This is a genomic window from Rhizobium sp. 25PS6 (assembly GCF_032464655.1).
In the GTDB taxonomy this organism is placed as follows: domain Bacteria; phylum Pseudomonadota; class Alphaproteobacteria; order Rhizobiales; family Rhizobiaceae; genus Rhizobium; species Rhizobium laguerreae.
The window spans coordinates 31,861-56,200 of record NZ_JAWDIV010000023.1 but is presented as its reverse complement, the minus strand read 5'-3'; the positions used below and the strand labels follow the sequence as shown (position 1 = coordinate 56,200).

The window sequence follows — 24,340 nt, the reverse complement described above, 5'->3', positions numbered from 1 at the left end:
GGCTATCGTTTTGATCGAGCCCGTTCCTGATCCAGTTTTTGAAGATATGAGACGATCGCGGTTCTCAAACTGCTGACAAATGCAGCCTCGCGCGCCGGTGCGCCTCTGAAATTGTCTCGAAGCGACAAGGGTATCTCCAGCTGGACCCCGGCTTTGTTGATTCCCTGGTTGCATATGTTCTCGGGATGTATCCCTTTGAACTTCGGTGGATCGAAAAGGACTGGAAACTCTGATCGCTGAAGCACATCACCAATATGTTCCGACAATCTTGTATCCAGCCCACCCATCCAAATCTTTTCAGGGTCATCGTCGTCGTAACGGCCATGCAGCGCAATCACGAGCTCCGCCGTTTTAACCGCAGTCAAAGCCTCGGGTACATCGTAGTTCTCGGACGCGATGTGCATCTCCACTTTATTGTTCGCGGACAGTTTGGCTGCAAACAAGTAATAAGAATAGTCCTGCCCCGCCGTGGCCTCCGCAATTTCGCCGGTGCGAGCCTCGATCTTTCCCCCGTGTGGCGCCATGATCAGAACGCTAGGGTGGGTTGAACCCACTCTCGTTGTAATATCGAAATCGTTGCCGCGGTCGTAAACGGCCGCAAGTCCCCGGTATGATTTAAACCGATCTTCAGCCATCTCCCCTCCCTGCTGTCAACGTCAGCGTGCATATCCGACCCAATAAAGGCTGACGAATAGTTGTGAATCTACCCTTACACTACCAATCTCCACTTGCCGTCCCTATGGAAAATTTCCCATAATGCCAGCCGAATCAATCTGGGATAAGCGGTGATGACGACCTCTGCAATAGATTCCGCGTCTGAACTGCAACCTGCGGAGGCATCCCAAGTCGTTCGCGCCGACCTGCGGGCTGTCCTTGCTCGTGTCGTATCCGACAAAGGACTAAGCCAAACGCGAGCCGCAAAGCTTTGCTCAACGGACCAGCCCACGCTTTCAAAGATTTTGTCTGGGCGTAGCGACAGCGTGAGCACAGATCAACTCCTCCGCTGGCTCGTTCAACTTGGCTGCGATGTCGACCTTACGGTTCGCAATTCGCGCAAGGGACACCCGGGTTCCATTAGGGCGTCATTCGATGAATGAACATATCTCGGTCAGCCTGCAGGCCCCCGCACCGCAGCGGACGGCGCTTTACCTCGATCATCATGCCACCACCCCAGTTGATCCGAGGGTCGCTGACGTTGCAGTTCGCATGATGGTGGAGGAATTCGGGAACGCGAACGGCGTTGAAAATACCCACGGGGAACGAGCGGCGTCTGCCGTCGCGCAGGCGAAAGATAGGCTTGCGCAGCTGTTGGGGGCAGAACCCCGTGATGTGTATTTTACCTCTGGCTCGACAGAGGCAATCCAGCTTGCAATTTCCCATTCAATTGGAATTCACCGTGATCAGCTGCGGATCGCAATAAGCCGTGTCGAACACAAGGCCGTCATCGACACCGCATTACATGCTGAACGTCTGGGCATGGCGTCGATATCGTGGATCGACGTCGACGATAAAGCGCAAATCGACCTGTCGAGCCTTCGACGCGTGTTGGACGGCGGCATCGATCTGGTTTGTGTGATGGCTGCGAACAACGAAGTCGGCACGATCTATCCAATCGCCGAGATTGTCCGAAAGGCAAGCGAATACGGCGCGGATGTTCTGATCGATGCCACACAGGCAATCGGTCGGATGCCGCTGGATCTTGAGGAGCTTGGTGCCGCCTATGTCATCTTGAGCGGACACAAGGTTTACGGGCCGAAGGGCGTCGGGGCACTCATCTCTCGCGTTTTTGAGTATGCGTCGATATTCGGTCTTCAAGGCGCCCATCATCCAACCCCCAATGTCAGCGGCATCGCAGCTTTCGGTTTCGCCTGCGAGTTGATGGCGCGGGAAGGCGAGACGGAAAGCCATCGGCTTGCGCAGTTGCGAGACCAGTTGCAGGAGCGCCTAAAATCCTTGGTTCCCGGGCTGATCGTAAATGGCCCTCAAACTGAACGCCTGCCCCATAACCTGCACGTCTCCGCGCCAGGGGCCCCCAACGATGTCGTCTTGAACCGTCTTCGAGGCAAGGTTTCGATTTCAACAGGATCAGCGTGTAACACGGGCGCACAGGAGCCCTCACACGTGCTGAGGGCTATGCGATTGCCAGACCCTTATATCGACAGCTGCCTGCGGATTGGTTTGGGCCGCACAACCACAGCCGCCGACGTTGAGCGTGCTGCCGTCGAGATAGCTGAGGCTATCAAGGATGTCCGCAGTTCTTTTTCTGGAGTTCTCGATGTTTGACATATCCACGGCCGAAGGTCAGCCAAGCTATCGATTTTCGGGTCACGAGACCTTTGCATGCCGGTATGCGTGGTTGCCGAAGGCATACCGAGCCATTGCCGCAGATGCCAGTATCTTCTACGACGAGGATGCTGCGATGGTCGAGCTCGGCATCGGCAAGAACATGGTTCGTTCGCTGCGTTTCTGGATCGACGCGATGGGCATTGCTCACCCGACCTCTGAACGCAAACACCAGCTTACCAAGCTTGCCCATACTGTCTTCGGAGCCGGAGGCTGCGATCCCTATCTGGAAGACACCAGGACGCTCTGGCTTCTTCACTGGAACCTTTCCTCATCGGCGACGCCTGCCCCTTTCGCATGGCACTATTTGCTTGGGGCATGGCCTTACGCGGAATTTTCTCGGACTGAGGCCCTTGCAGCATTCGCAAGACAATCCCAGCGCTTGGGGCATTCTCACTCAGAAATCACGCTGAGCCAACACCTGGACGTCTTTCTGCATACCTATCTCTCAGCACGGGGTGCAAGGTCGGGGATCGAAGATTCCCTGGACGGGCCACTCGTGGAATTGCGCCTCCTGCAGCAGACCGGTGAGCGGCGTGGGGAGGGCGGACGTTGGGAGGCGGTCTACGCTTTCCGGAAAGAACCAAAAGCTGACATCACCAACGATCTTTTCGCTTACACTATCCTGGACTACTGGGAGCGAAACGCGCCCGGCGAAAAGACAATCCCTATTCGGCATATTCTTTCGGCAGCAGGGGCACCTGGGCAGTCGTTCAAGCTTCCGGAAGAAGACGTTCGTGCGCGACTAGAGAGCCTTTCTCTCGATGGACGATATGGATTTGCGTATCGGCCGTCAGCAATCCAAGGCCTCTTGACGCGCGACGCTCCCATCAGTGCTGAGGCTCGGACGATTTATACAAACGAGGCGAATATCAATGGCTGAGACGAACGCTGCAACAATCGCCGAGTTTTTCTCGATCCCCGGTCGCTTTCTTCGGTCGGTCCAACTTGAAAAGGACTTCCTGGACGCGTCCGCGCTCGAAAACTATATCGTCACGCCTCCAATGGCAGACGCGCTGCTCCAAATACTTGCGAGCGTCCGCGATGGGTCAAAGCGACGGGCATGGCGCATTACCGGGGACTATGGCGTCGGCAAGTCTTCGATGGCTCTGGTCTTGGCTCGACTTCTGTCTAACCCCTCGGCGAAGGACGCAAAGCGGGTAGCGAAGACTATTGGTTGGCGCTCTGGCGACGCCGCTCGACGTTTTCTTCCCGTTCTTGTGACAGGAAGTCGTGAAAGCATAGCAACTGCTGTTGCTCGTGCCATTCGAGAGAGCACGCTTCATCCTGATTTTGAGGACTTGCTGACCCCTCGGATTGAAGTGGCTTTGGCTACCTGTGAAACCACCGGCTCGGTTCGCGCATTGGAACAACTGGTCTCGATGCTGACGAAGCGTGCAGCAGAGCGTGACCTGGGATTGCTGCTCATCATCGACGAACTGGGAAAGCTGCTTGAGCATGCGGCATTGAACCCCGACCAAGAAGATGTATTTGCACTGCAGCGGCTTGCCGAGATGGCTGCTCGCAGTAATGCCACGCCATTCCTGCTTATCGGAATCTTGCATCAGGGCTTTCAAGCCTATGCAGAGCGCCTTCCGCTCGCATTGCGCCACGAGTGGGATAAGGTCGCGGGCCGTTTCGAAGAAATTGTGTTCGACCAGCCGCTGGTTCATTCCGCTTCTCTGGTTGCTGGCGCCCTGGGTGTTGACGAGAGCGCGCTTCCTGCATTCGTCAGGAACCAGGCCACCACGGCTCTTGAGATGGCGGGACAAGTTGGTTGGCTTGGTGGCCGCGGTTTTGCTATTGATCCCGCCCGCTTTTATCCGCTGCACCCAGCGCTTCTTCCTGTCATGGTGCGGTTTTTCTCGCGCTTCGGTCAGAGTGAACGATCCTTGTTCGGCTTCCTACTGTCAAGCGAACCGATGGGATTGCAGGCTTTCGCTTCCTCGACAAAGGTGGGCGAAGGCTGGTTCGATACCGCCAGGTTCTACGACTATGTCCGCGCTTCCTTCGGTCATCGCGTATCGGCTGGAAACTACCAGAGCCAATGGCTGCGTATCGTCGCGACGATTGATGGCTGTGTGGGGATCGACATGGATGGACTGAATGTCCTGAAGACGGTCGGACTGCTCAACCTGCTCGATTCCGACGATCTTTTGCCGACCGACCGGACAGTGTCATCGTGCTTGTCAGGGACCGGCGATGTCACTGCTGCGATCGACCTTCTGGTTCGCGAAGGTCTCCTGTTCGAGCGTGGCGGATCTGGGGTATACCGCCTCTGGCCAAGCTCGAGCATTAACCTGTCGGCTTCCTTCAATGCCGCTAAGCGGGCGGTTGGTGAAGTCGAGGCCGTTGCCCCGGCGCTCTCTGGGATCCTGGACGGCGAGATGGTACTTGCGCGCCGCCACTATCTGGAAACCGGCACGATGCGGTATTTCGAATTGCGGTATACGGCTGCGGAAGATGTTGGCAAATGTGCCAGCAAGCCTACCAATGCGGACGGTCTTATTATCGTTGCCCTCGCCGACCATAAAGACCAGCAGCAGATCGCGCGGGATCTTGCGGCCACCCCACTCATGTCCGAGAACCCATCGACGCTGGTGGCGGTGCCTGCACCTGTCTGGCAGCTCGCCTCATATCTCCGCGACGTCATGGTGTGGCGCTGGGTGGAGGCCAATACGCCTGACCTGTCAAGCGATGACTTCGCGTCTGCGGAGGTGAAACGGCAGATCTCGCGCACGCGCCAAGCCCTGCTTGCGCAGTTCGCCGAACTGACGAAGATAAATGCCAAGTCAGGCCTGGAATGGCTATACGGCGGCAAGACCTTTGACGCGACAGGAAACCTTCCAAAAATCGTTTCTCAACTTTGCACCGACCTTTACCCGTCGAGCCCCAAGGTTACCAATGAACTGATCAATCGCAACGTCCTTAGCAGTGCCGCGGCTTCTGCTCGTATGCGTTTGATCGAAGGTCTGTTCAAGGCTCCCGGAATGCCGCTCCTGGGAATGGACGAGCGCAAGGCTCCACCCGAAAAATCGATGTATCTTTCTGTCCTTCAAAAGGGCGCGCTGCATATTCCGGACGGCGAAGGCTTTGCGCTACAGATACCCCAGCCGTCGAACGATCCCCTCCATCTGCAACCTGCCTTGTCCGAGATCGTCAGGATGATCAAGGCTGGAAAGGGTTGCAGGATTGCGATCACGGACATTCTAGCTCGGATGTCGGGCCGCCCATATGGCGTTCGAGATGGGCTCTCACCGATTTTGCTAGCGGTTGTGGTGCGAGTGCATGGACATGAATTGGCGCTCTATGAAAACGGGACCTTTCTCCCGAAGTTCGGCGCAATGGAATTCCTGCGTTTGATCAAGGCGCCACAGGCGTTCGAAGTCCAGCTTTGCAGCGTCGAGGGGGTGCGTTCGAACGTATTTGCCCGTCTGGCTCACCTCTTCGCATCGGGTATCGAGGGTCGTCAGCCTGTTCTCTTGGACGTCGTAACCGAGCTTTGCCAGTTTGCTGCCAAGCTTCCCGAATATACGCGCAAGGCAAAAGGGTTGCCGCCGACAACGATCGCCGTGCGAGACGCGCTCCTCTCGGCACGCGAGCCCGCGACACTCCTTTTCGCCGATCTGCCGAATGCCTGCGGTCTTCCGGTTTTCCAGGTCGATGAGGCCGATGACAGCGCGGTTGATGAATTCATCAACCGTTTTAGCGATGCGGTTCAGGAGCTTCAGAACACCTATTCCAACTTGCTTGCGCGCATTGTCCAAAGAACGAGCGAGGCAGCCGGTCAAGACCCGGACAAATTCGACCGAGTCGCGCTCGCGTCTCGCGGCGCTCGCGTCTCGCTCGCAGCACGAGAGCCGCGGCTTCGCGCCTTCGCACTTCGTTTGAGGGACCCCGCCTTGCATGACGATGCATGGGCCGAATCCCTGGCAAGCTTCGTGGTCTCGAAGCCACCTGCCCGTTGGCTGCCGGGAGACGAGGCTAGGTTCACCGAGGAGATTGCTGCACTGGCCGAGCTTTTCGCAAAGGTCGAAAGTACGGCGTTTTCGACCTCGGAGGATCGCCCGGATAACGAAGCTATACGATTAAACCTCACTCGCGGCGACGGACGGGACTTGGTCCGTGTCCTCCATCCCGTCGATCTTGATGCTGCCGATCAAAAGAAAATGGCAACATTCACCGACTGGCTGCCCCAGGGGGATGCACAACGCATTCAGATCCTGGCAAGTCTGCTCTGGCAAGAGTTGTCCCGTATCAGAGAAACTTCAGCGGACGACAAAAGCTCCAGTAATCTGGCAAGCGTGAGAACACAGAATGATAACTGATTACGCTTCACAAATTTTTTCGTCGTTTGGCAACGAGCAACCACGACATATTTTAAGCCTGTCTGGTGGCAAAGATAGCGCGGCACTTGCCATTTATCTGCGCGATCGCGTGCCGGACATTGAGTACATTTTCCATGACACAGATAAAGAACTTCCGGAGACTTACGACTATATCGGTCGCCTAGAAGCAATCTTGGGAAAGCCGATTGTCCGCACAACTCCAACCGACAGCTTCGATCATTGGCTGACCGTTTATCGTGGCATGCTGCCGTCGAACCACCGTCGGTGGTGCACCAAGATGCTCAAGTTAAAGCCTTTCGAGACATATGTGGGCGACGGACCTGTCATAAACTACGTCGGCCTTCGGGCAGATGAAAATCGCACCGGCTACATCAGCACAAAGCCCAACATCCTCGCCGTCTATCCATTTCAGGACGATGGGTTGGTGCGAGCTGACATCATCTCCATACTGGAAGATTCGGGCCTTGGTCTTCCGCCCTATATGGATTGGGGCAGGTCGCGGTCAGGATGCTACTTCTGCTTCTACCAACAGAAAATTGAATGGGTCCGGTTGCTGGAGACGCATCCGACTTACTTCGAATTGGCGATGGAATACGAAGAACGCGCTGTCCAGTTTGGTGAGCAGTTCTTCTGGTGCCAGAGCGAGTCATTGCGTCAGCTCGCAATGCCGGAGCGTGTTGCAAGGATCAAGTCCGACTGGGAGAAATCCCAAGCCAAGAAAAGAGCCAATCGCAAATCGCTGTCTCTTGTTGAGACGTTGGGCGGTCTTGAAGTGGAAGACGACAGTCATCTGCGAGACGGTTGTCTTGTTTGCTCTATTTGAGGTCCATCGTTTTATAGCATGAATGGATGGTAGACGTTTTAGCCGAAGATTGAGATAATGCTTTAGGGGAGCGAATAGCATGAATGGGCTGGGGGGCCGATGGGTTCGCTTCTTGCGGCAGTACGGACCAATCTCAAGAAATGACAACATGTACGACGAGCAAATTCGTCGGTCTGCACGTCGATACGACGTCGACGCCTTGGATTTCGTGCATCCGCTTGAGACGGATCTTTTTTCTGCGGTTTCCAAGGCTGCTGAACGCGCCCGTTCCATCATCTTGACCGGGACCGCGGGCGATGGAAAAAGCCGGCTTTGCGGCCGGCTGTGGACTGAATTGGGTGGAAGCTCCGATGATTGGACTGCCAACGAAATTTATCAGGAAATCACCGCCGAGATAGCCGGCCGCGTTCGAACCGTCGGGATCATCCGTGATCTGACGGCCCTCCCTTCGCAAGGGACTTATGGGATCTGGGAGGGCAAGAATGCCTTGCTAGAGGAGGTGAATAGAAGCTTCTTTTCAGCGGACCCGGACTGGATCTTCGTTGTTGCAGCTAATGACGGGCAACTTCTCGACACGTGGCGCAGGTCTGCAGAAGTGCCGCTATCGCAAGAGAGCTACGAGCTGCTTGAGGCCTGCTTGGTCGAAGGACAGCCCGCCAGTCAGGGTGACGTGGCATTTTTCAATCTGAGTGCAGTTTCATGCGCAAGGATCATCGACCTGACGCTCAAAGCCATTATCGCCCATCCTGGTTGGGCGGCGGCTTATGCAGAACAGGAAGCCGAGGGCTTCTTCTCGGAGATTTGTCCAATCCGGCGCAATTTCGAGATTCTATCATCTCCGCAGTTCAAATCGCGGTTGCGGCAGCTGTTCGAATTGATGGACCTAAACGAACTCCATACGCCAATTCGGCGGGTCCTTTTGCTGATCGCAAACATGTTGCTTGGCCACCCGTCTGCGAAAGATCGTTTGATGTCGCCCTCAGATATCAGGCCGTTCGTGCGCGCAGGCAAGGCTCATATCGCAGACATCCATCAAAACCTGTTCGGCGCCAATCTGACATCCGCCCGGCGAGAAAGCCTGGAAATTTTCGAGTTCCTCAATCGGTTCGGCATAGGCGATGAAACCACAAACCGGATCGACAATATCCTGGTCTTCGGCCCATCCGATGAAACATTGCGGCCCTACTACGAAAGCCTTGTGGTCGGAGCCTTCTCTACTCAAGCATTGGATGACCTATCGGCGCTACGGAATGATTATCTTGAACGACCGGACGCGACACAGGAAGGCGAACATCCCTTTTTGAATAGCCTGCAGGCTCAACGCCGCGCTATTTTCTTTCAGATTGGCGACGATCAATCTGACGATTTGAGGCTGTGGGATCTCACCGTGTTTCGTCACGCTGGCGAGTTCCTGCGGGACGTTGTCAAACCGCTTCGAGATGTTGGAAAGGCAAACCGGTCCATCACCGCGCGTCTGGTGAATGGCCTCAACAGGATCTTCACCGGTATGCTGGTGACGACCGACAGAGAGCTCTTGATAGCCGCGGGACTATCAGGTTCAGCCGCAGGTCTTAGTCAAATCCTGGTTGAGCGGATAAGCGTCGCGCCCCGGCGGCATGAGCGGATCGAGCTTCGGGATGGAAGCCTACCAACCCTGATCGTGCAGATCGATAGTGGTGTCGAAATCGGACTGAAACTAAACCTTGTCCGCTATGAATTTTTAATGCGGGTTGCCGGCGGTGCACTGCCGGGCAGCTTTTCCAAAGAGTGTCATGAGGACATTCTCGCGTTCAAAAGTGCCATTCTGGCGGCATTCTCGCGGTCTCGCCCCATGGAAGAAACCAAAGACCTGAGCTTCAGAATCCTTAGCCTCAACGGCGAGGGTGAGCCCGTGGATGATGTGATCGAGGTGAACTTTGCTTGAGACCCTTCCCCCACCTCCGCGAAATGATCACCCGCAAAACGATATGTGGATCGACGAGCAAATTTGGGGTCATCGTCTTTGGGATGCGACGACCCCCTGGCTGATTTTCCTGGAATTTCTCGGCGTTGCCGAAGCAAAGGACAGAGACCAATCGCTCCTTGATGGCCAGGGAAAGACGTATCCTCTCCGCTTTAAACCGGCGCAGCGGATGTATGTCCGAAACATTCTCTACAATAACGAGCCGATGTTGCGGATTGCCGACGAGAAACTCGCTGACAGCGCTTCGTGGGACAAATGGTTGTCGGCGATTGCCAATCGTGCGCAAGGAGTACCTCTTAGAGATTTCTCGTACCTGCGCAAACGGTTCAACTCGTTCTCGGACTTCGTGGCGCTGGTATCCATGCTACGCGGGACAACGATCGAGAATGGGCCAAACAAACGATGGTCTTCACGCTTCGTATTTCCGTTTGGACGCCATGCGCTTTACGAAGATTTGAGCCTGACGGCATCGCGCGAATATATCAACTTTGGCCTGCCCGGTGAGCTGGTTTACCAGATGCTGTGCCGTTCGGCGTATGCGACCGAGCTCGCACCCGAAATTGCCAAGATGCTGGACGGAGATCCTTGCGATCGCCTTCTGCAATTGATGGAGCCGGACTATGACGAAGACCGGTCGACGCGCGGCAATAGCTATCTTCCCTACGCGCGACACGAGACCTTTGACGATCTAGGCCAAGATTGGCTTTCGCTTTTGCGCGGCCCCCTTCCACGCTTCGATACTTATCCCCACCTTGCTTCGCTCACCGCGTTGCACCTGCTGCGCTACCAGCTGCTCGTCGCAGCCGCGCATTGCTTCTCAGCAAAGCCGCACTTCATTTGTGAGATCATTGCTCCTAAACGGACCCCGGTTCGCGAATTGTCCATTTCTAATTTCCAGTCCAATGACACGCTGCCGTCGAGGGCAGTCGATGCCTATATCGATGCCATTGGCAGAAGCGAGGAGTGGGAGCGCCGACGCCTTGGAGAGACGCCATTCCCGGACTGCCGACGTTTGCTTGTCGACATGGTCCGCTGGCCGGAAGAAGACGATTACAGCGGACAACCGGATGAGGTCGAGCTGTTAGCCGACTTGAAACGTGCTGCCCAGGCGCGACATCGTAAGCATGTCGCAGCAGTTCACCGCTCGTACGGCGCAGGGGCCGGACTGGTATCTCGGCGGGGAACAAGTCAGCTCCGTTACGCACCGACAGACGCGTTGCTGAAGTCGTTGATACTGGCGAACGTCGAAACCCGCATGGATTATAGCGAGTTTTTGGATCTCCTCTATCGAAGATACGGTCTCGTTATCGGCGAACGCGAGGCGGTGCAGGTACTGTCTGACGATGAATTTGATCGAAAATCCTTCCAGATGAACTCAGCACGCCTTGAGCGACGACTGCGAACCCTCGGTATGTTGAGGCGCCTTTCTGACGCTTGCGCTTACGTCGAAAACCCACTTTCAGTCAGGATGTAATCAGAAATGGATATCCACGAACTGATTGGGAAAGTTGCAGTCTCGATCCTCAAGGAGGAATTAGGCGATGCCGGCGGAGAGGCAGGGACTGCAAGATTCCTGTTGGATGGCCTGAGTATTCCCCAGACACTTGCCGTCACACGCGCTGTCCTGGCCGATGTTTTCTTGAGCGAACGTGTCGACATCAAATTGCCTCGGGCCCTTTTCGAAGGATACGCTCTACCTGACGAAGTCTTGACTGACCGCAATGCGACTTTTTATCGAAGCGCCGATTGCGACAAGGCGGCGTTCCTCATAACAAACGCAAGTGCGGATGAGGGACAGGCTGAAGATATGTCCCTCCACGAAGTCACACCTATTGGAGCGGCTCAACTAATTGAGCGTTTGCCCGCTTGGGTTTCGTCAGCGAGCGCCGGTTTAGCATTAACGGATGATGCGAAAGCTTGGTGGGAGCGGTCTCTCGCAGGTCTTAGCCAAGTGGGCTCGGTCGCCCTTGAACGCTTTGCCAGATACATCGTAGCGACCCGGGAGGCAGTGATTGATGAAGGGTACCCGATCATCGAAGCCCTGGGATATGCCCTTCCAGCGCTTCAGCTACCTCGCGATCCGGCGGCCTTCGCCGGCATAAAAGACAGGTCTCGCCGCCATGCATCGGTATGGAAGCGTGAGTATGTTGGGCTGCGCCGTAAACGACATCCCTATCTGCTCAAACAGAACCCGAACCAGATCGTCATCTCGGAGTCCGAGCTGCGGGATGCTTTCGAGAAGGCACGAGATGTAATTCCCGAGATCATCCACCCGGTAGTCGAGCTTTTCATCGAAAGCCGGCCCGCTTGGAACTCAAGTTCTGAGGCCTTGGCGAACTGCCTCTGGGAACACGTGAAGCCGCTATTCGAGGGCCTGGCGAGAGAAAAAACCAACCTTGGACAAGACACTCAGCGATTCTACGCCGAAGGTCCGCAGGACCTTCTTTCCAAGGAAGATGATGAGTATTTAGAGCTTCTCGCACGGAGGAAAACCACCGGCAGCCCGGAGCCTGAAGATATCGAATTCTACGAAAGCCACCGCGACGAGATTAGGGAAGACCGCAAACTCAAATCTTCCTGGGACAAATTTATCTATGGGCGCCCGCTGGAAACCGAGGACTTCCTGGCAGGCCTGGCGATGATGATGGACACGCTCAACGCGCGTGCAATGGTTGGCGTTGCGCGCATTCTCACCATCCGATGCGACTCGCTAACGAAACGAGACCTTCGCAGCTTAAACTCCGAAGCCGGCCTGTTTTTCTCGCTGCGCTATGCTGGCTTGCAGCGGTTGCTGGGCCCGGACGTGATCATCGAATTTGGTTCGTTGATGGACTATCCCTCGGTATTACGCGGTTGGCAGGATGCTAAAGACAAATCGGCGGTTAACCGATCCTTTGCGAAAGCAGCGCTGCAGCTAAAGTTTCAGCTGGAACTTGAAACCACCGATTTTGAAGGAGGGACGTCAACCGCATCTGCGCAGTTGATTTGGAAGTATCGACCTGATGTCATCTCCTCACAGTTGACGGACGATTGGGATCGTCTATCGGAGCACGCGTTTGTGGCCCTTCGATCTGGCCGAGAACCCGGTATGGCCGGTCGGCGGCCAGGTTCGATCGACCTCTCGGATGTGAAAACGCTCGTCCCCGCCTACGACCGGGATCGAGGGTCACTCGTCCCGACCTACAGGCGTGAGCGTGACCTGCGTCTAAATTGGAAAACCAATCTCAAAGCAGCGGTCGACCAGGAGCTCATCGACGCGGACGGGGCAAAAAACCTGTCTGCCGCCTTCGAAATCTTTTGCGAGCAGTATCAAAACGCAATTAGGGCGTTCCGGAACGAAGGCGCTTCTAACCCGGTGTGTCGCGACCAGGCGACGAGCTATGCAGAGCTTCTTGATCTCGTCCGAACCTTGGCGCCTGGGGATCGCAACAAAGAGTTGCTGTTGCGCCCTCTCTTGGAGTTGGGACAAGCGCCAGTCGGAGATGGGGCGGCAGCCGCCATCGTTGCCCCGTGGCACCCGCTGCGTTTGGCGGCAGTTTGGCGCAAAGCGCACCTTGTTCGACAGGTTGTACGCAAAATTATTGACGTGCCCGGTGGCCTGGAAGGCGACACGAAGCTTTTCTTCAGAGATCTCGCCGAAGATATGCGGCACGTATTCTACCCGGAGGTCGTCGTTTCCTGGAGCGGCCGAAAGCCCGACCTCCTGTCGTTGGCTGATCATCAAGGCGACTACTCGCTTCATGAACGACCTGTTCTCGATGGGGTCGGCGGAGGTGAAACGAATGACGATGCAAAGGCTGGTACGAACACCTTGCTGGATCTGACTCAGCGCTACCTCAATTTGCATCCGCACGAACGCGCGAACATGTCGCTCGTGCTCTATAACTGCGATTCAGCGCGTCTCCCCCAGCAGTTGGTCGAAGGCTTGGGCGAACTGAATGACGACGAGGACATGCGATGCCAGGTGATGTTGCGTCACACAGATGGAACTCGACTTCGTGATATTTACCGATCCATTTTGACGAGCACCAGCGGATCGGCCGAAGTGCTTGCAGCTTCGGAAATTACCCAAGACTTCATGGCAAGGCTCCGGATTAGCGTAATCGCAGACCAGGCGCCGCCGCCAGATCCCCGTGACGGACGGCCATACGATATCGTTTTCAGTCAGGATGTCATTTCCCGGCATGCATCCGTCGAATGGTATCGAGAGTCAGCCGATCCGGCAGACATTGCGAGCCTCCTTCCAGCACGGTGGTCGCGCCGGCGGCCAGGCGCGATGGACGACCTAAAATCGAGCGTCTATCTTTGCTCTCCAGTACAAAGCCGAGAAGGCTGGGCGTACCTGGCCGCGACGACCGCATTCCTGAAGGATGCGGAAGATCTGCAGGACGGAAAGCGCCTGCTTCCGGTCCGCCAACTCGATTTCCGGGACGATCGCACAGCAAGGATCTTTGAAGAAACCCATGATTTGGGTGCGTGGGTCGTCAATTACGATGAACTTCTTGATCGCCGCCAACTCCAAAACCAAAGCGTTCGGGTAATCCGCTACAAGCAGTCCGCGACGCAGGGCCGCAATGTCGTGATTTCGTCGCGGGCTCCTCTCACGCTGCTTCGCGCCATGGTAAGGCGTCGGCTCGAGGAGTTGCAACTCGATCTCTCGGCCGATGAAGTCGATGGACTTGCAGACCGCTTCATTGGCGACGCAAACGATATTTCAGGGGACATCGTCCTCCGCGCTGCAAAACGCGGCGAGGCAGCTGGCGAACTCATCGGCGTCGTTCTAAGCAGATTCCTTGCTCGACAGACGCTTGAAACTGAACGGCTGGTGGGTTGGTATTTTTTGGACGACTACGCGAGCTGGCTCGGAGCCCGCGAGGAAACGCAGGCAGACATCTTGGCCCTTTCTCCCGCGGTGGACGAGAATGATGCGCTCACACTGCGCATTCTGGTCACGGAAGCTAAGTATGTCGACGCCGTTTCATTCCCGCCAAAGCGCAAAGAATCTGAAAAACAGCTTCGTGACACCGTACGCCGCATCGTGGATGCAGTGTCAGAGCCAAACCGTCTAGATCGAGAGTCGTGGCTTTCTCGTCTGGGCGACCTGCTCTTGGATGGGATTCAAATACCCGCTGCAAGCACAGTCCCGTTAATCGAGTGGCGCCGACGGGTTCGCGATGGCTTAGCTAAAATAGAGGTAGTGGGGTTCAGCCACGTGTTCGTTCCGACGGCTTTAGATAACGCCTCCATTACCGACTTCAGCGATGTCAGCGGTGTTCCGGCCTGCCGACAGATGATTTTTGGTCGCGCTGAACTCAAGGCCGTAATAGCTGCGTATTCGCAAGGTTCGAACGTCGATGAACTCTTGACCTCAATCGATCCCATTTACGGCAAGCCACCGGTCGCACATTCTCCGAACGGAATCGCAAAGGCTCCATTCGCTGACCTCCGACACGAAGCCAGGCCGCCCACGAAGCCTGACAGCGCCTTTGGTCGTCCAACGCCCGAACTGATGACAGTTTTCCCTCCCGATGTTGCCGAACCCATTGACGTCACAGAACCAGCCTTGGAGACACAAACGGTGGCAGCTGTGATCGCGCGATACACAGATGTCGAACCAACGGAGACCGCAGAAGAGCAGCAATGGCTATCCAACACCGCTTTGCAGGCGCGAAGCGCTTTGCAGCAACTTGGAATGCAGGCGAAGCTCATTGACCAGAAATTGACACCGAACGCCGCGATCCTTCGGTTTACTGGCAGCGCCAATCTTACCGTTGAGCAGGTACTGAAAAAGCGCTCGGAGCTTTTGACGACACATCGGTTGGAAATAATCTCGGTACGGCCAGAGCCAGGTTCAATTGCGGTCTATGTCGCGAGAGCTCAGCGGCAAATTGTCGATATTCAGAGCCTCTGGAAGCGGTGGAACCCGACCGTTTCCCCGACAGGAAACCAAAACATCGTGATCGGTGTCCGCGAAGACGACAACGAACTTTTTCTCTTGTCGCCTAGCCAGCGTCATGCGCCTCACACCTTGATCGCCGGCAGCACCGGGTCGGGTAAATCAGTGCTCATGCAGTCGATCATCCTCGGTATCGCGGCCACGAACGACCCGAAACATGCGAAGATCGTACTGATCGATCCGAAGCAAGGCGTGGATTATTTCGCCTTTGACGCCCTCCCCCACTTGGAAGGTGGAATTATAGATCGGCAAGAGACAGCTGTGGATCAGCTGGAACATATGGTGCTCGAGATGGATCGGCGTTACCGGCTGTTCAAGGAAGCTCGGGTCCCTAATATCACCGCTTATAACGCCAAGGCGAAGCCCGAGGACGTTTTGCCCACCTATTGGATTATCCATGATGAGTTTGCGGAGTGGATGCTCACCGATGATTATCGGTCCGCCGTTACCTCGACTGTTGGCAGACTAGGTGTAAAAGCGCGAGCGGCCGGTATTCACTTGATTTTTGCAGCACAGCGGCCGGACGCGAACGTTATGCCGATGCAGCTGCGATCGCAGCTGGGGAACCGCCTCATTTTGCGGGTTGATTCTGAAGGCACGTCAGAAATCGCTCTCGGAGAACGCGGTGCTGAGCGGCTCCTAGGCAAAGGACATCTTCTAATCCGAGCAGAAGGAGAGTCGGGACTAATTTATGCCCAGGTTCCGTTCGCAAGCGAGTCGTTTATTCTTGATGTGGTGTCTGCGCTGTCAAACACCTCGTAAATGCATGTGGTGATCGCTTGGTAAGCTATAGTTCAGCCTATCTCTTCAATTAGATTGACAACTAATTTGGGTTCATCGAGCGAGAATTTCGAGATTTCAGCGGCTCTAAAAAACGATAGACCCCGGCCTTTAGTTGTTTTTCCGGCCTCCGGAAGAGGTACTGGCCGTGAGACAAGCTTCTGCCAATATGCATCTTCTTTCAGCAGGTCTCGCAATTCCTGTTCGGCGCCGCCCAATCGTGTCCTCTGCCGACCCTTCGGATCGCTCGTGTCATCATGGCTTGCTCGGATGGCGTAAACTTCCGCCGCTAAGGCCTGTAGATCGATCCGCAGCTCGCTGGCCAAGCTCAGTGTGATCACCAAGGATTGCTGCGATTCGTGTGAGATCTCGACTAGATCCTCCCGCTCGAGATCGCGAAGCTTAGTCGCACCCGTTGGAAGAATGGACCAAACTTCAGCTCTCACGCCCCGCATAACAGGAGGAACAACGGGCGCACCGATTCGGAAAGCATGGGCGGCGAATTCCTGCTGAAGCTTCAAAGCATAAAGCGGACGAAGTCGATCATGATCGCCAGTTTCATACTTCTCTTTCCGTAAGTACTGTCTTACCATGTCAAGGGGAATAGCCTTATACCCTCTGAAATCCCAATCAATTTGATAGACGTCGTCGCCATCGGTGAAACTTATAGCTGCGCTCCCCTCCGCTGTCTTCTTCGCTACGTTCATGCGCACAGGAGCCCCCTGCACCAGAATGACCGAGCGATCGGGATCAGGCGCCCTACCACCTGCATCAGGTGTAAAAGCCAGGTCGCAGTCGGCGCTGAGAATTACCACCGCTTTCTCGCGCTTCTTGGTGAGGAACACGTCTCCCAACTGAAGCAGCGGGATCCAAGTGTCGCCTTTGTCGCGCGGATGTTTACCCAAGGCGCCAACTCGCCTCGAGAACTGTGCACTATGATAGAGGTGAGCAACCTCTGTCGTTGGTGCTATGGGAGTCATCAACAGGTGATCGAACACAACTTCATCGACAAGCTTTTGCTTGTCGCGAAGCGCGCCCTCGAAAACCAACGAAGCTAGGTGAGTGCTCAACAACCAGGAAAGGTAATCGCCAAGGGGATGCCCATCAGCTTGTAGCGACAAGTTCTGGATATAGGCGAAATCCGTCATATCTAGGCGCTTGAGCATGTCATCGAATTTGGACTTAGCTGCATCAATTTCCGAGCTTATTGCAGCTATGTAGTCGTTGAGTGCGGAGGAATGAGGCAACGCGCCGGCCAAAGATTTCAGATGGGCGCCGACCTTCCAAGTCTCGTCCATGTCGGATTTTCCGACGAACATAAAAGCTCCGCCTGCTACATTCGCTTTCTCTCGAAACGACCGTTTGAATTGTCCGACGCTGTCGAGGGATGACATAAGGACCAAAAGCTGATTTCTGTCTCGCGGCTTATTTGCGCTTATTTCAGCAGCCCATCGCTCCGCGAGATCACCACCTTGCGCGCTTTTTGTTCCTTCAAGATAATAGTCGAGAAAGATAATGTCACAGTTTCTTAGATCAGGTACCGCGCCCTGAGGTTTGATTTCGTGCACCACACATTGGGAGACCGCTCGCATCGCTTTCACAATAGCAAGCATAGCGCGTCGCTCTTCTAAGCGCGTAATCAAGGGGAGGTCGCTCTCGTGCAAAGCGGCGTGTAAAATCCCTAAGTTTAGTTCGACATCGGTCAATGAAGCCAAAACCACATCAAGGTCAACTTCTTCGCCGCCCTTCACCAAACCCTGTGTTTCAAGTTCCTCCCTCACCCCCTCGGCACCCAGCGCCAGAGTAACTAGTTCGACTTCGTCCTCGGTAAGGCTCTTACTCGTAATCTCGATGAATGCATCGTCGACTACCGCGATCTCGCCAAACATCGCTACGTCCTTCAAAGCAATTGAACCAATGCTATTCATCGTCGCTATGGCCTTTCAACGCCTTGATTTCGAAAATAAAAGTGCGTAGCTGACCATCTTTGTCAGGACGATCGGACAGATAGAGTTTCCCGCCATGGTACTCAGCAATTTCTCGACTGATGTACAGGCCTAACCCTCGTCCCTCCTTCTTTGGTTTTGTGCTAAAAAAGGGTTCAAAGACGATTTCACGCCGATCCCGTGGTATCCCCGGGCCGTTGTCGGTCACTGAGATTTCTTTTCGATCACAATCGATGAGGATCTCGACGCTCCCTTCGAAATCACCCGTATATCGTCGCTGCTGCTCTATCCAGTAAACCGAGTTGACCAACAGGTTCTCGATCACCTGAACGAACATGCCCTTTACCGCCTCTATTGTTAGCGATCCATCGCGGGGCACGCAGCGAACGCTATACTGGATACGCTCACGGCGCGCCTGGCTGGAAAACGTCGCGACTATGGAACGAACCCAATCCACGACGTCAAATTTTTCCCGAACTTGCCGGGAATTGGTGCTGAGTGGATCTAAGGTTTTCAGTCTTTTTTGCAGAGTTCGCATCTGCGCATCGAGCACTGCCAGTGACCGGGTCATCGTCACGGCGTCTTTGGCATTGCGGGCTTCCGCAATGGTTCGAAGCCCACTGGCGGTTGCTCGCCATAGTTCGTGTGCGAGAACTTCAACCATCAAACCGACGCTGGCAAGATGGATCACACGCAGCCGCTCTCTATCGTACGTCTCGGCCGTCGCTCTAACTTGATGGTTCAGATGCTTTATTGAACTCAACGCCGACTTAAACTCCAGCGTCAATTCTCTTGCGACCACGGTTTTTGGAAGCACAGCCGTGAGCTTGTCCAATGCTTCCGATATCTTTTCATCTTCCGCATCTACTCGGGCCGTTACCTGAGCAAGGGTCAACTTATCGGCGCGCTTAATGTCGTCATCGACCGAGTTGAGGAACTGACGAAAGTGCTTGTCCATAAGATTGGCAATGATGGCAACGAACGCAGCTTTCTCAGGAGAGTCGCGTAGACCTTCTCTGTTGGTCTGGTCGACCAAGTATGGGTTCCCCCCGTGGGAAATGTCTACCTTCCCCACCAGCTGACCGCGGTTAACTTTGAAGCCACTAGTGCTGAACGCTTCGCGGTCTAGGTCTAACCAATCGTCATCCGGCCCGCCGTAGGGGTGTACCCGGAAGCCATCCCGGAAAACCATCACTCCGCCGCCCCAACGCTCAATGAGAGCTCTGACTTGCTTCAGATCACCGATTCCTTCGATTTTTGTGAGCAGACGTCGGTTGAACCAGTAAACCTTCAGGTCGAATGGCCCGACCCGTTTCAATGTTGATTTGCTGGCAGCGCCCGCGATCGACGACAGGTCCACTCCACGCAGGCGAAAGCTACGCTTGCGGTCTCTAAGTTTATACTCCGCTGTGCCTTTCAGCACGGGATTGCCTTTGGGGCTTTTAAACAACTTTGCGCTGAGCACCCCGTGCGCGTGACTGAAAATAAAATCAGCAAACTTCGGTATCGGAACAGCGCGACCATTGAATGTAACCTGTACCGGAAATTCACTTGCGGAGAATGGGTCGGTAAGCTTTGCGAACTCAGACGTTGCGAGCTGCTCAAGCTTCTCGTAAGTCCATTCCGATTTCAGCCCACTGATGCGGACAGTTGTCCCGCTGTGGTCGGGAGGTAGTTTTAGCCCGCCAATTACTGGAGCGATAACAACAGTTGTAAGGTCCGCGTCTCCGGCGGCGGCGAACTCCATCCAGTCAACGTCAAGGATGTTCCAGCGGACATCGGCCTTCCGAGCCGTTCTTATATTCAGCTTGTCACCCAGGCGCATCGCGGACAGGCGACCGAGTCCTTTTTCGCCAAGCAGCGGCCTGGACCTCACCGTGCCGGCGCGCCGCTCCGAGATCCTTTGTTTTACCCTGTTAGTCGTTCCGATCCTCAAGAAAATCTCACTGAGATCGCTGTGAGACATACCAACACCTTCGTCAACAATCTCCACATAATTGGCGGCAAGGATGGCTTCAGCTAAGTCATCCTCAGAGGCCACGCCATTCAGAGAGTGGACAAAGTCATCCAAGCCAACTGAGCCCGGAATGACACTGTTTCGCACGAGCTGCAGCAACACTTGCCACGACCGCGGAACGAATGGGGGTTCGTCGTCTTCGTCATCCTCGTCATCTTCGAAGTCGAAGGCTTCGTCATCTACAACTGCCGATGACCAAACGCCCAGTTCACGGAGCACAGTCTCGTACGCGTCAAATTCCAGTCGCGAGACTACTATGAGCCGGACTTTGGCCTCAGATGGCGGATCGACATCGCGCAGCGCATCAAGCCCATTCTTAATCAGCTCGTAGAATGCGATGCCGTCAGAGCTGATAAGTTCCGCGCCAAGATGTAGCAATGTCCTGGCAGCAACCGTAAACGTCATTTCAAAACCAATCTAGGCGGCGGAGCAACTTCCAATTTGTAGGTGATCATAGGTTGCAGATACTTAAATCTCTATCAATTTTAAAGCTGCGAGTCTGCGCCAATACAGAAACTTCTCGACAGCTTGCTGACAGGTGTTTCCCACCGCGCTTAGGCCTAGCTAAACAGTGGTGTTGACTTGACACCCGCGATTGAGGATGAAGAACGGCTGCTTCAGCGCTAAAGCGCTCCCCACGCCCGAAACCTCCCCCTCCCGGTCATCTCCCTGAGTCCGAGTTCCAAAACGATCCGCCGCGCCGCCTGCGGCGTGACCTCCAGCGTCTTCGCCACCATTTTCGCGGACACCAACGGTCTTGCCATCACCAGCTCGACCAGTTCTGGCAGCTTTGAAGACGTTCGTCTTCCCGCAAATTTGCGCTCCATCATCTGCCGAGCCAATGCCAGCCGGTCGTGCTCCTTCAGCCCGATCTCGGCCGCCGCCAGAAGCCCATGAGCAATGGCGAGCAGTCGGGTTTCCCGATCGCGATGCCGGCGCCGATCGACGGGAATGGTCTTGAGGCCGAGGTTGATGGCGGCCAAATGCGCGGCAGTCGTGACACCCACGTGACGCAGAAGTGACGCGACCAACAGTCGGCCGAGCCATGGCGCATGCTGCAACACTGACAACTCATTCCAGGCATCAAGGGCGACGATCGCCTGCGGCACCGCCGGCAGGGTTTCCGCCTGCCGCAGCACGGCGCGCCATTCGTCCAGTCGTTCGTTCTCGTCCCAGTCGAGATCATAGACCAGCGGATCGGCCGGAGCCCGGCCGGGCTTCCTTGCTTGCGCGATGGCGGCGTCGGAGCGGGCGAGCACTGCGTCGATGGCGGCATAGTCGATGCCCGGAAGATTTTCGACGCCTTCGTCATCATCCTCCCCCTCCCCTACCGGCTCGGCCATGATGGCACGGCCGGCGCCACCGTCCATTTCAGCGGACCCGATTTCATCCGCCGCGTCGGGAGCGGTCTGCCGGAGAGTTCGCAGGCCGTCGGCCGACAGTGCCCAGCCGGGGAGTTGGGCGGCAATGCGCCGACGGGTGCGCAGCACGTCGCGGGCAATGGTCAGCTCATGGGTCGGTGTGCGAATATCCTTCGTGGCGTCGTGGAGGACGAGGTCTTCGAGATGCACAAGTTCGCCGTCGATCCACAGCGAAGCGCAGGCGTCGGCGAAATGGGATCGTTCGATCCAGCCCGCGCCGACCGGTGAACGGGCGATGCGCTCGTCCAGACGCGTCAGTGCGATGCCGGCGTCGAAAGCCGGCCGCATCAAGGTACTCATGCTGATTTTCGCGAGATCGTAAGTCATTGAAATCATGGTAAATGATTTCTTATAGGAACGCTATTTGAATATTACGGTTCCTCACATGGTATGATTGATAGTTGGCGGTCTAACCATCGATAACAAGCGTGTAGCGATGGTAATTGACCTGGAGCGAAAATGACCGTTGTCGGTCGTCCTGGATAAGCGGAAACGCCTAAGTTTCCGCCCTTTTGGGCATTATTTCGGCTAGGTTCAGCGGAAACGTCTCTGCTCTGCAGGCCACTTAGAGCAGCCTCCCTACCGATGAGCCCAAAATTCTCCATCGTCTTTACGCGCGAAGCGGCCTTCATGGCCCTCCCCTCCTCCGTTCTCCTTCTTTTCCCGCATTTCCGCCGCAGCTGGCCACCAGAGCGCGTTTGACGATAGTTACGACCCGATGCCCGTTTAAGGCCGCTTTTCGAGTCTGACGGGGCTGCATTTGGACCATAAACCACGCTTGCAACTGGTCATTTACTCACGCGTTCCTTATATGTACAAAGCACCTGAAAAGCGCACGAGAAAACCATGGCAAAACGGCAAGTCGCCAATCCCTCGCCGGCCCCAAAACGTCTTATAGGCTATGCACGTGTCTCGACCGACGATCAGGTTCATGACGCGCAGATGGACGAGCTGCGTGCCGCCGGCTGCGAGCGGATTTTTCAGGAGCATGGATCGGGCGCATCACGGGCCCGGCCGGTTCTGACAAGGCTACTCGGGGATCTTACCGCCGGCGATGTGCTTGTCGTCGTCCGGCTGGATCGTCTCGCCCGGTCGGTTAGCCATCTGTTGCAGGTGATCGAAGATCTCGAAGAGCGCGGCGTCCATTTCCGATCAATCCGCGATCCGATCGACACGTCCACGCCACAAGGCATGTTTTCTCTCCAGGTCCTTGGTGCCGTCGCTCAGCTCGAACGAGCGCTGATCGCTGAGCGAACCAAAGCCGGCATCAAGGCGGCAAAAGCCCGTGGCAAGCTGCCAGGCAATCCAGGCCTTCGAGAGAGGCGACCGGAAGCCATCAAGGCGGTGTCGAAGGCACGAGAAAAACTCTATCTCGACGAGTTGATCTCCTCTGCCCAAACCTGGCTCCCGACCGTCCGGCAACTTCGCCCGAAGCACAGCTGGGATAATGTCGTGCGGGTCCTCAATCGTCGGGGCCATGATTGGACGGTGGAAAGGCTACGTCGTGCCGTGCATCGCATGGTCCGCGAAAAGCTCGCGGACCCAGAACTATTGGTTCGCTCTCCACGCCGTGCGCCAGAAGATCACCTGATGAAGCTCGTCGCAGCGATTGCCATCGCCGATCCCGGCCTGTCGCTACGCGACATTGCCAGCCAGCTTGATCAGATGGGAGAACGGCCGGCGCGCGGAGGACGCAAGTGGCAGCCATCATCCGTTCGCAACCTGCTGGATGAGGCGCATCGGTTCGGTCTCATCCGTCATTGAGGGCACGGAGCATCAACTTGCCGATTGCGCGGTTTCTTGCGCGCCCTGTTTTTGGCGGCAGAGATTTCCAGCCTTGGCTCTGGAGATGTCACATGCGAGCTTCCGGTATTCGGATTCAGGACGAAGTTTCAAGATCGATCGGCCCGACGCACCGTCGACGGTCTGCCGGCGGCGGCGACCTGGTCGACGCTGACCCGGTGGCGCGGCCTCGAGGGCGCCTTCGCCTCCCCTGCCCTGAAGTCGGCCATCCGTCTCGCGGTCCGGGCCGGCGGCCGACCCCGTCGCTACAAGAGCGCCAAGGCCGTCACATCCGACGTGTAGTTCAAGCTGTTGGCGACCTGCGCGACGGACAGCCTGCGCGATACCAGAGACCGAGCCATCCTGATGGTCGCCTTTGTTTCCGGCGGTCGCCGACGCAGCGAGATCGCCGGGCTGCGCACCGACCAGCTAACGATCGAACCCTCCATTCCTGTACAGAACGGAGCCCCTCCCCTCGCTCGCCATCCATCTCGGTCGCACCAAGACAAGCAGCGGCGAAGAGGACGATGTCGTATATCTCACGGGCCGGCCGGGTGGATGCGCTACGACGCCTGGATGACGGCGTCGAAGATCGACAAGGGCAGCCTGTTTCGGGCAATCGGGCGCTGGGGGACGGTTTCGCGGCGAGCGCTCGACCCACAATCGGTCAACGCCATCATCAAACAGCGCGTCATGATGGCGGGGTTGGACCCCGCGGAGTTTTCCGCGCATGGACTGCGGTCGGGATACCTAACGCAGGCTGCCTATCGTGGAATTCCGCTGCCCGAGGCAATGGAGCAATCGCGCCATCGGTCGCTTCAGCAGGCGTCGAGCTACTATAACAACGCTGCGCGTCGAAGCGGGCGCACGACGCGGATGCTTTGACAAAGCTGCATCATGGTTTCGGGAAGGCGAGCTTTCCCTGCCCATCACCTGTCTGTCGATGGCGATGCAGCACTG

At 56.1% G+C, this 24,340-nt stretch carries 14 protein-coding genes; 10 read left to right on the top strand and 4 right to left on the bottom strand.

Annotation, left to right across the window (positions count from 1 at the left end):
* Positions 1–2: 2 nt before the first annotated feature.
* Positions 3–635, bottom strand: coding sequence for a poly-gamma-glutamate hydrolase family protein (locus RWK44_RS28170; RefSeq protein ID WP_316029712.1), 633 nt, complete (start codon positions 633–635; stop codon positions 3–5).
* 153 nt (positions 636–788) lie between these two features.
* Between RWK44_RS28170 and RWK44_RS35075 the strand changes: the two genes are divergently transcribed.
* The 8 genes from RWK44_RS35075 to RWK44_RS28135 all read left to right on the top strand — a co-directional run bounded on the left by RWK44_RS35075 (position 789) and on the right by RWK44_RS28135 (position 16,196).
* On the top strand, positions 789–1,097 hold the full coding sequence (locus RWK44_RS35075) for an XRE family transcriptional regulator (RefSeq protein ID WP_410056143.1): 309 nt from the start codon (positions 789–791) through the stop codon (positions 1,095–1,097).
* On the top strand, positions 1,090–2,283 hold the full coding sequence (locus tag RWK44_RS28165) for a cysteine desulfurase family protein (RefSeq protein ID WP_316029711.1): 1,194 nt from the start codon (positions 1,090–1,092) through the stop codon (positions 2,281–2,283). The genes RWK44_RS35075 and RWK44_RS28165 overlap by 8 nt, the downstream gene beginning before the upstream one ends.
* Positions 2,276–3,226, top strand: coding sequence for a DUF4007 family protein (locus RWK44_RS28160; RefSeq protein WP_316029710.1), 951 nt, complete (start codon positions 2,276–2,278; stop codon positions 3,224–3,226). Before RWK44_RS28165 ends, RWK44_RS28160 begins: the two co-directional genes overlap by 8 nt.
* Positions 3,219–6,671, top strand: a complete 3,453-nt coding sequence (locus RWK44_RS28155; RefSeq protein ID WP_316029709.1) for a hypothetical protein — start codon at positions 3,219–3,221, stop codon at positions 6,669–6,671. The genes RWK44_RS28160 and RWK44_RS28155 overlap by 8 nt, the downstream gene beginning before the upstream one ends.
* Positions 6,661–7,515 (top strand): phosphoadenosine phosphosulfate reductase family protein, encoded by an 855-nt coding sequence (locus RWK44_RS28150; RefSeq protein ID WP_158474345.1) that lies wholly within the window; start codon positions 6,661–6,663, stop codon positions 7,513–7,515. Before RWK44_RS28155 ends, RWK44_RS28150 begins: the two co-directional genes overlap by 11 nt.
* 148 nt (positions 7,516–7,663) lie before the next feature.
* Complete coding sequence (locus RWK44_RS28145; protein ID WP_316029708.1) at positions 7,664–9,439, top strand: hypothetical protein; 1,776 nt, start codon at positions 7,664–7,666, stop codon at positions 9,437–9,439.
* Between the two features lie 43 nt (positions 9,440–9,482).
* On the top strand, positions 9,483–10,952 hold the full coding sequence (locus RWK44_RS28140; protein ID WP_316029707.1) for a hypothetical protein: 1,470 nt from the start codon (positions 9,483–9,485) through the stop codon (positions 10,950–10,952).
* A gap of 6 nt (positions 10,953–10,958) precedes the next feature.
* Positions 10,959–16,196, top strand: a complete 5,238-nt coding sequence (locus RWK44_RS28135) for an FtsK/SpoIIIE domain-containing protein (protein ID WP_316029706.1) — start codon at positions 10,959–10,961, stop codon at positions 16,194–16,196.
* Positions 16,197–16,228: 32 nt separating this feature from the next.
* Here RWK44_RS28135 and RWK44_RS28130 read toward each other — a convergent pair whose 3' ends face one another.
* The 3 genes from RWK44_RS28130 to RWK44_RS28120 all read right to left on the bottom strand — a co-directional run bounded on the left by RWK44_RS28130 (position 16,229) and on the right by RWK44_RS28120 (position 21,934).
* Positions 16,229–18,103 (bottom strand): hypothetical protein, encoded by a 1,875-nt coding sequence (locus RWK44_RS28130; RefSeq protein WP_316029705.1) that lies wholly within the window; start codon positions 18,101–18,103, stop codon positions 16,229–16,231.
* 31 nt (positions 18,104–18,134) lie between these two features.
* Positions 18,135–20,582 (bottom strand): sensor histidine kinase, encoded by a 2,448-nt coding sequence (locus tag RWK44_RS28125; RefSeq protein ID WP_316029704.1) that lies wholly within the window; start codon positions 20,580–20,582, stop codon positions 18,135–18,137.
* Positions 20,583–20,800: 218 nt separating this feature from the next.
* The gene (locus tag RWK44_RS28120) at positions 20,801–21,934 is read right to left on the bottom strand and encodes an RHE_PE00001 family protein (RefSeq protein WP_316029703.1); all 1,134 of its coding nucleotides are present in this window, start codon (positions 21,932–21,934) and stop codon (positions 20,801–20,803) included.
* A 510-nt stretch (positions 21,935–22,444) separates the two neighbouring features.
* Between RWK44_RS28120 and RWK44_RS28115 the strand changes: the two genes are divergently transcribed.
* Entirely contained in the window at positions 22,445–23,362 is a 918-nt protein-coding gene (locus RWK44_RS28115; RefSeq protein ID WP_316029702.1) for a recombinase family protein, read from the top strand.
* Between the two features lie 384 nt (positions 23,363–23,746).
* Entirely contained in the window at positions 23,747–24,265 is a 519-nt protein-coding gene (locus tag RWK44_RS28110; protein WP_316029701.1) for a tyrosine-type recombinase/integrase, read from the top strand.
* The last annotated feature ends 75 nt before the right edge of the window (positions 24,266–24,340 follow it).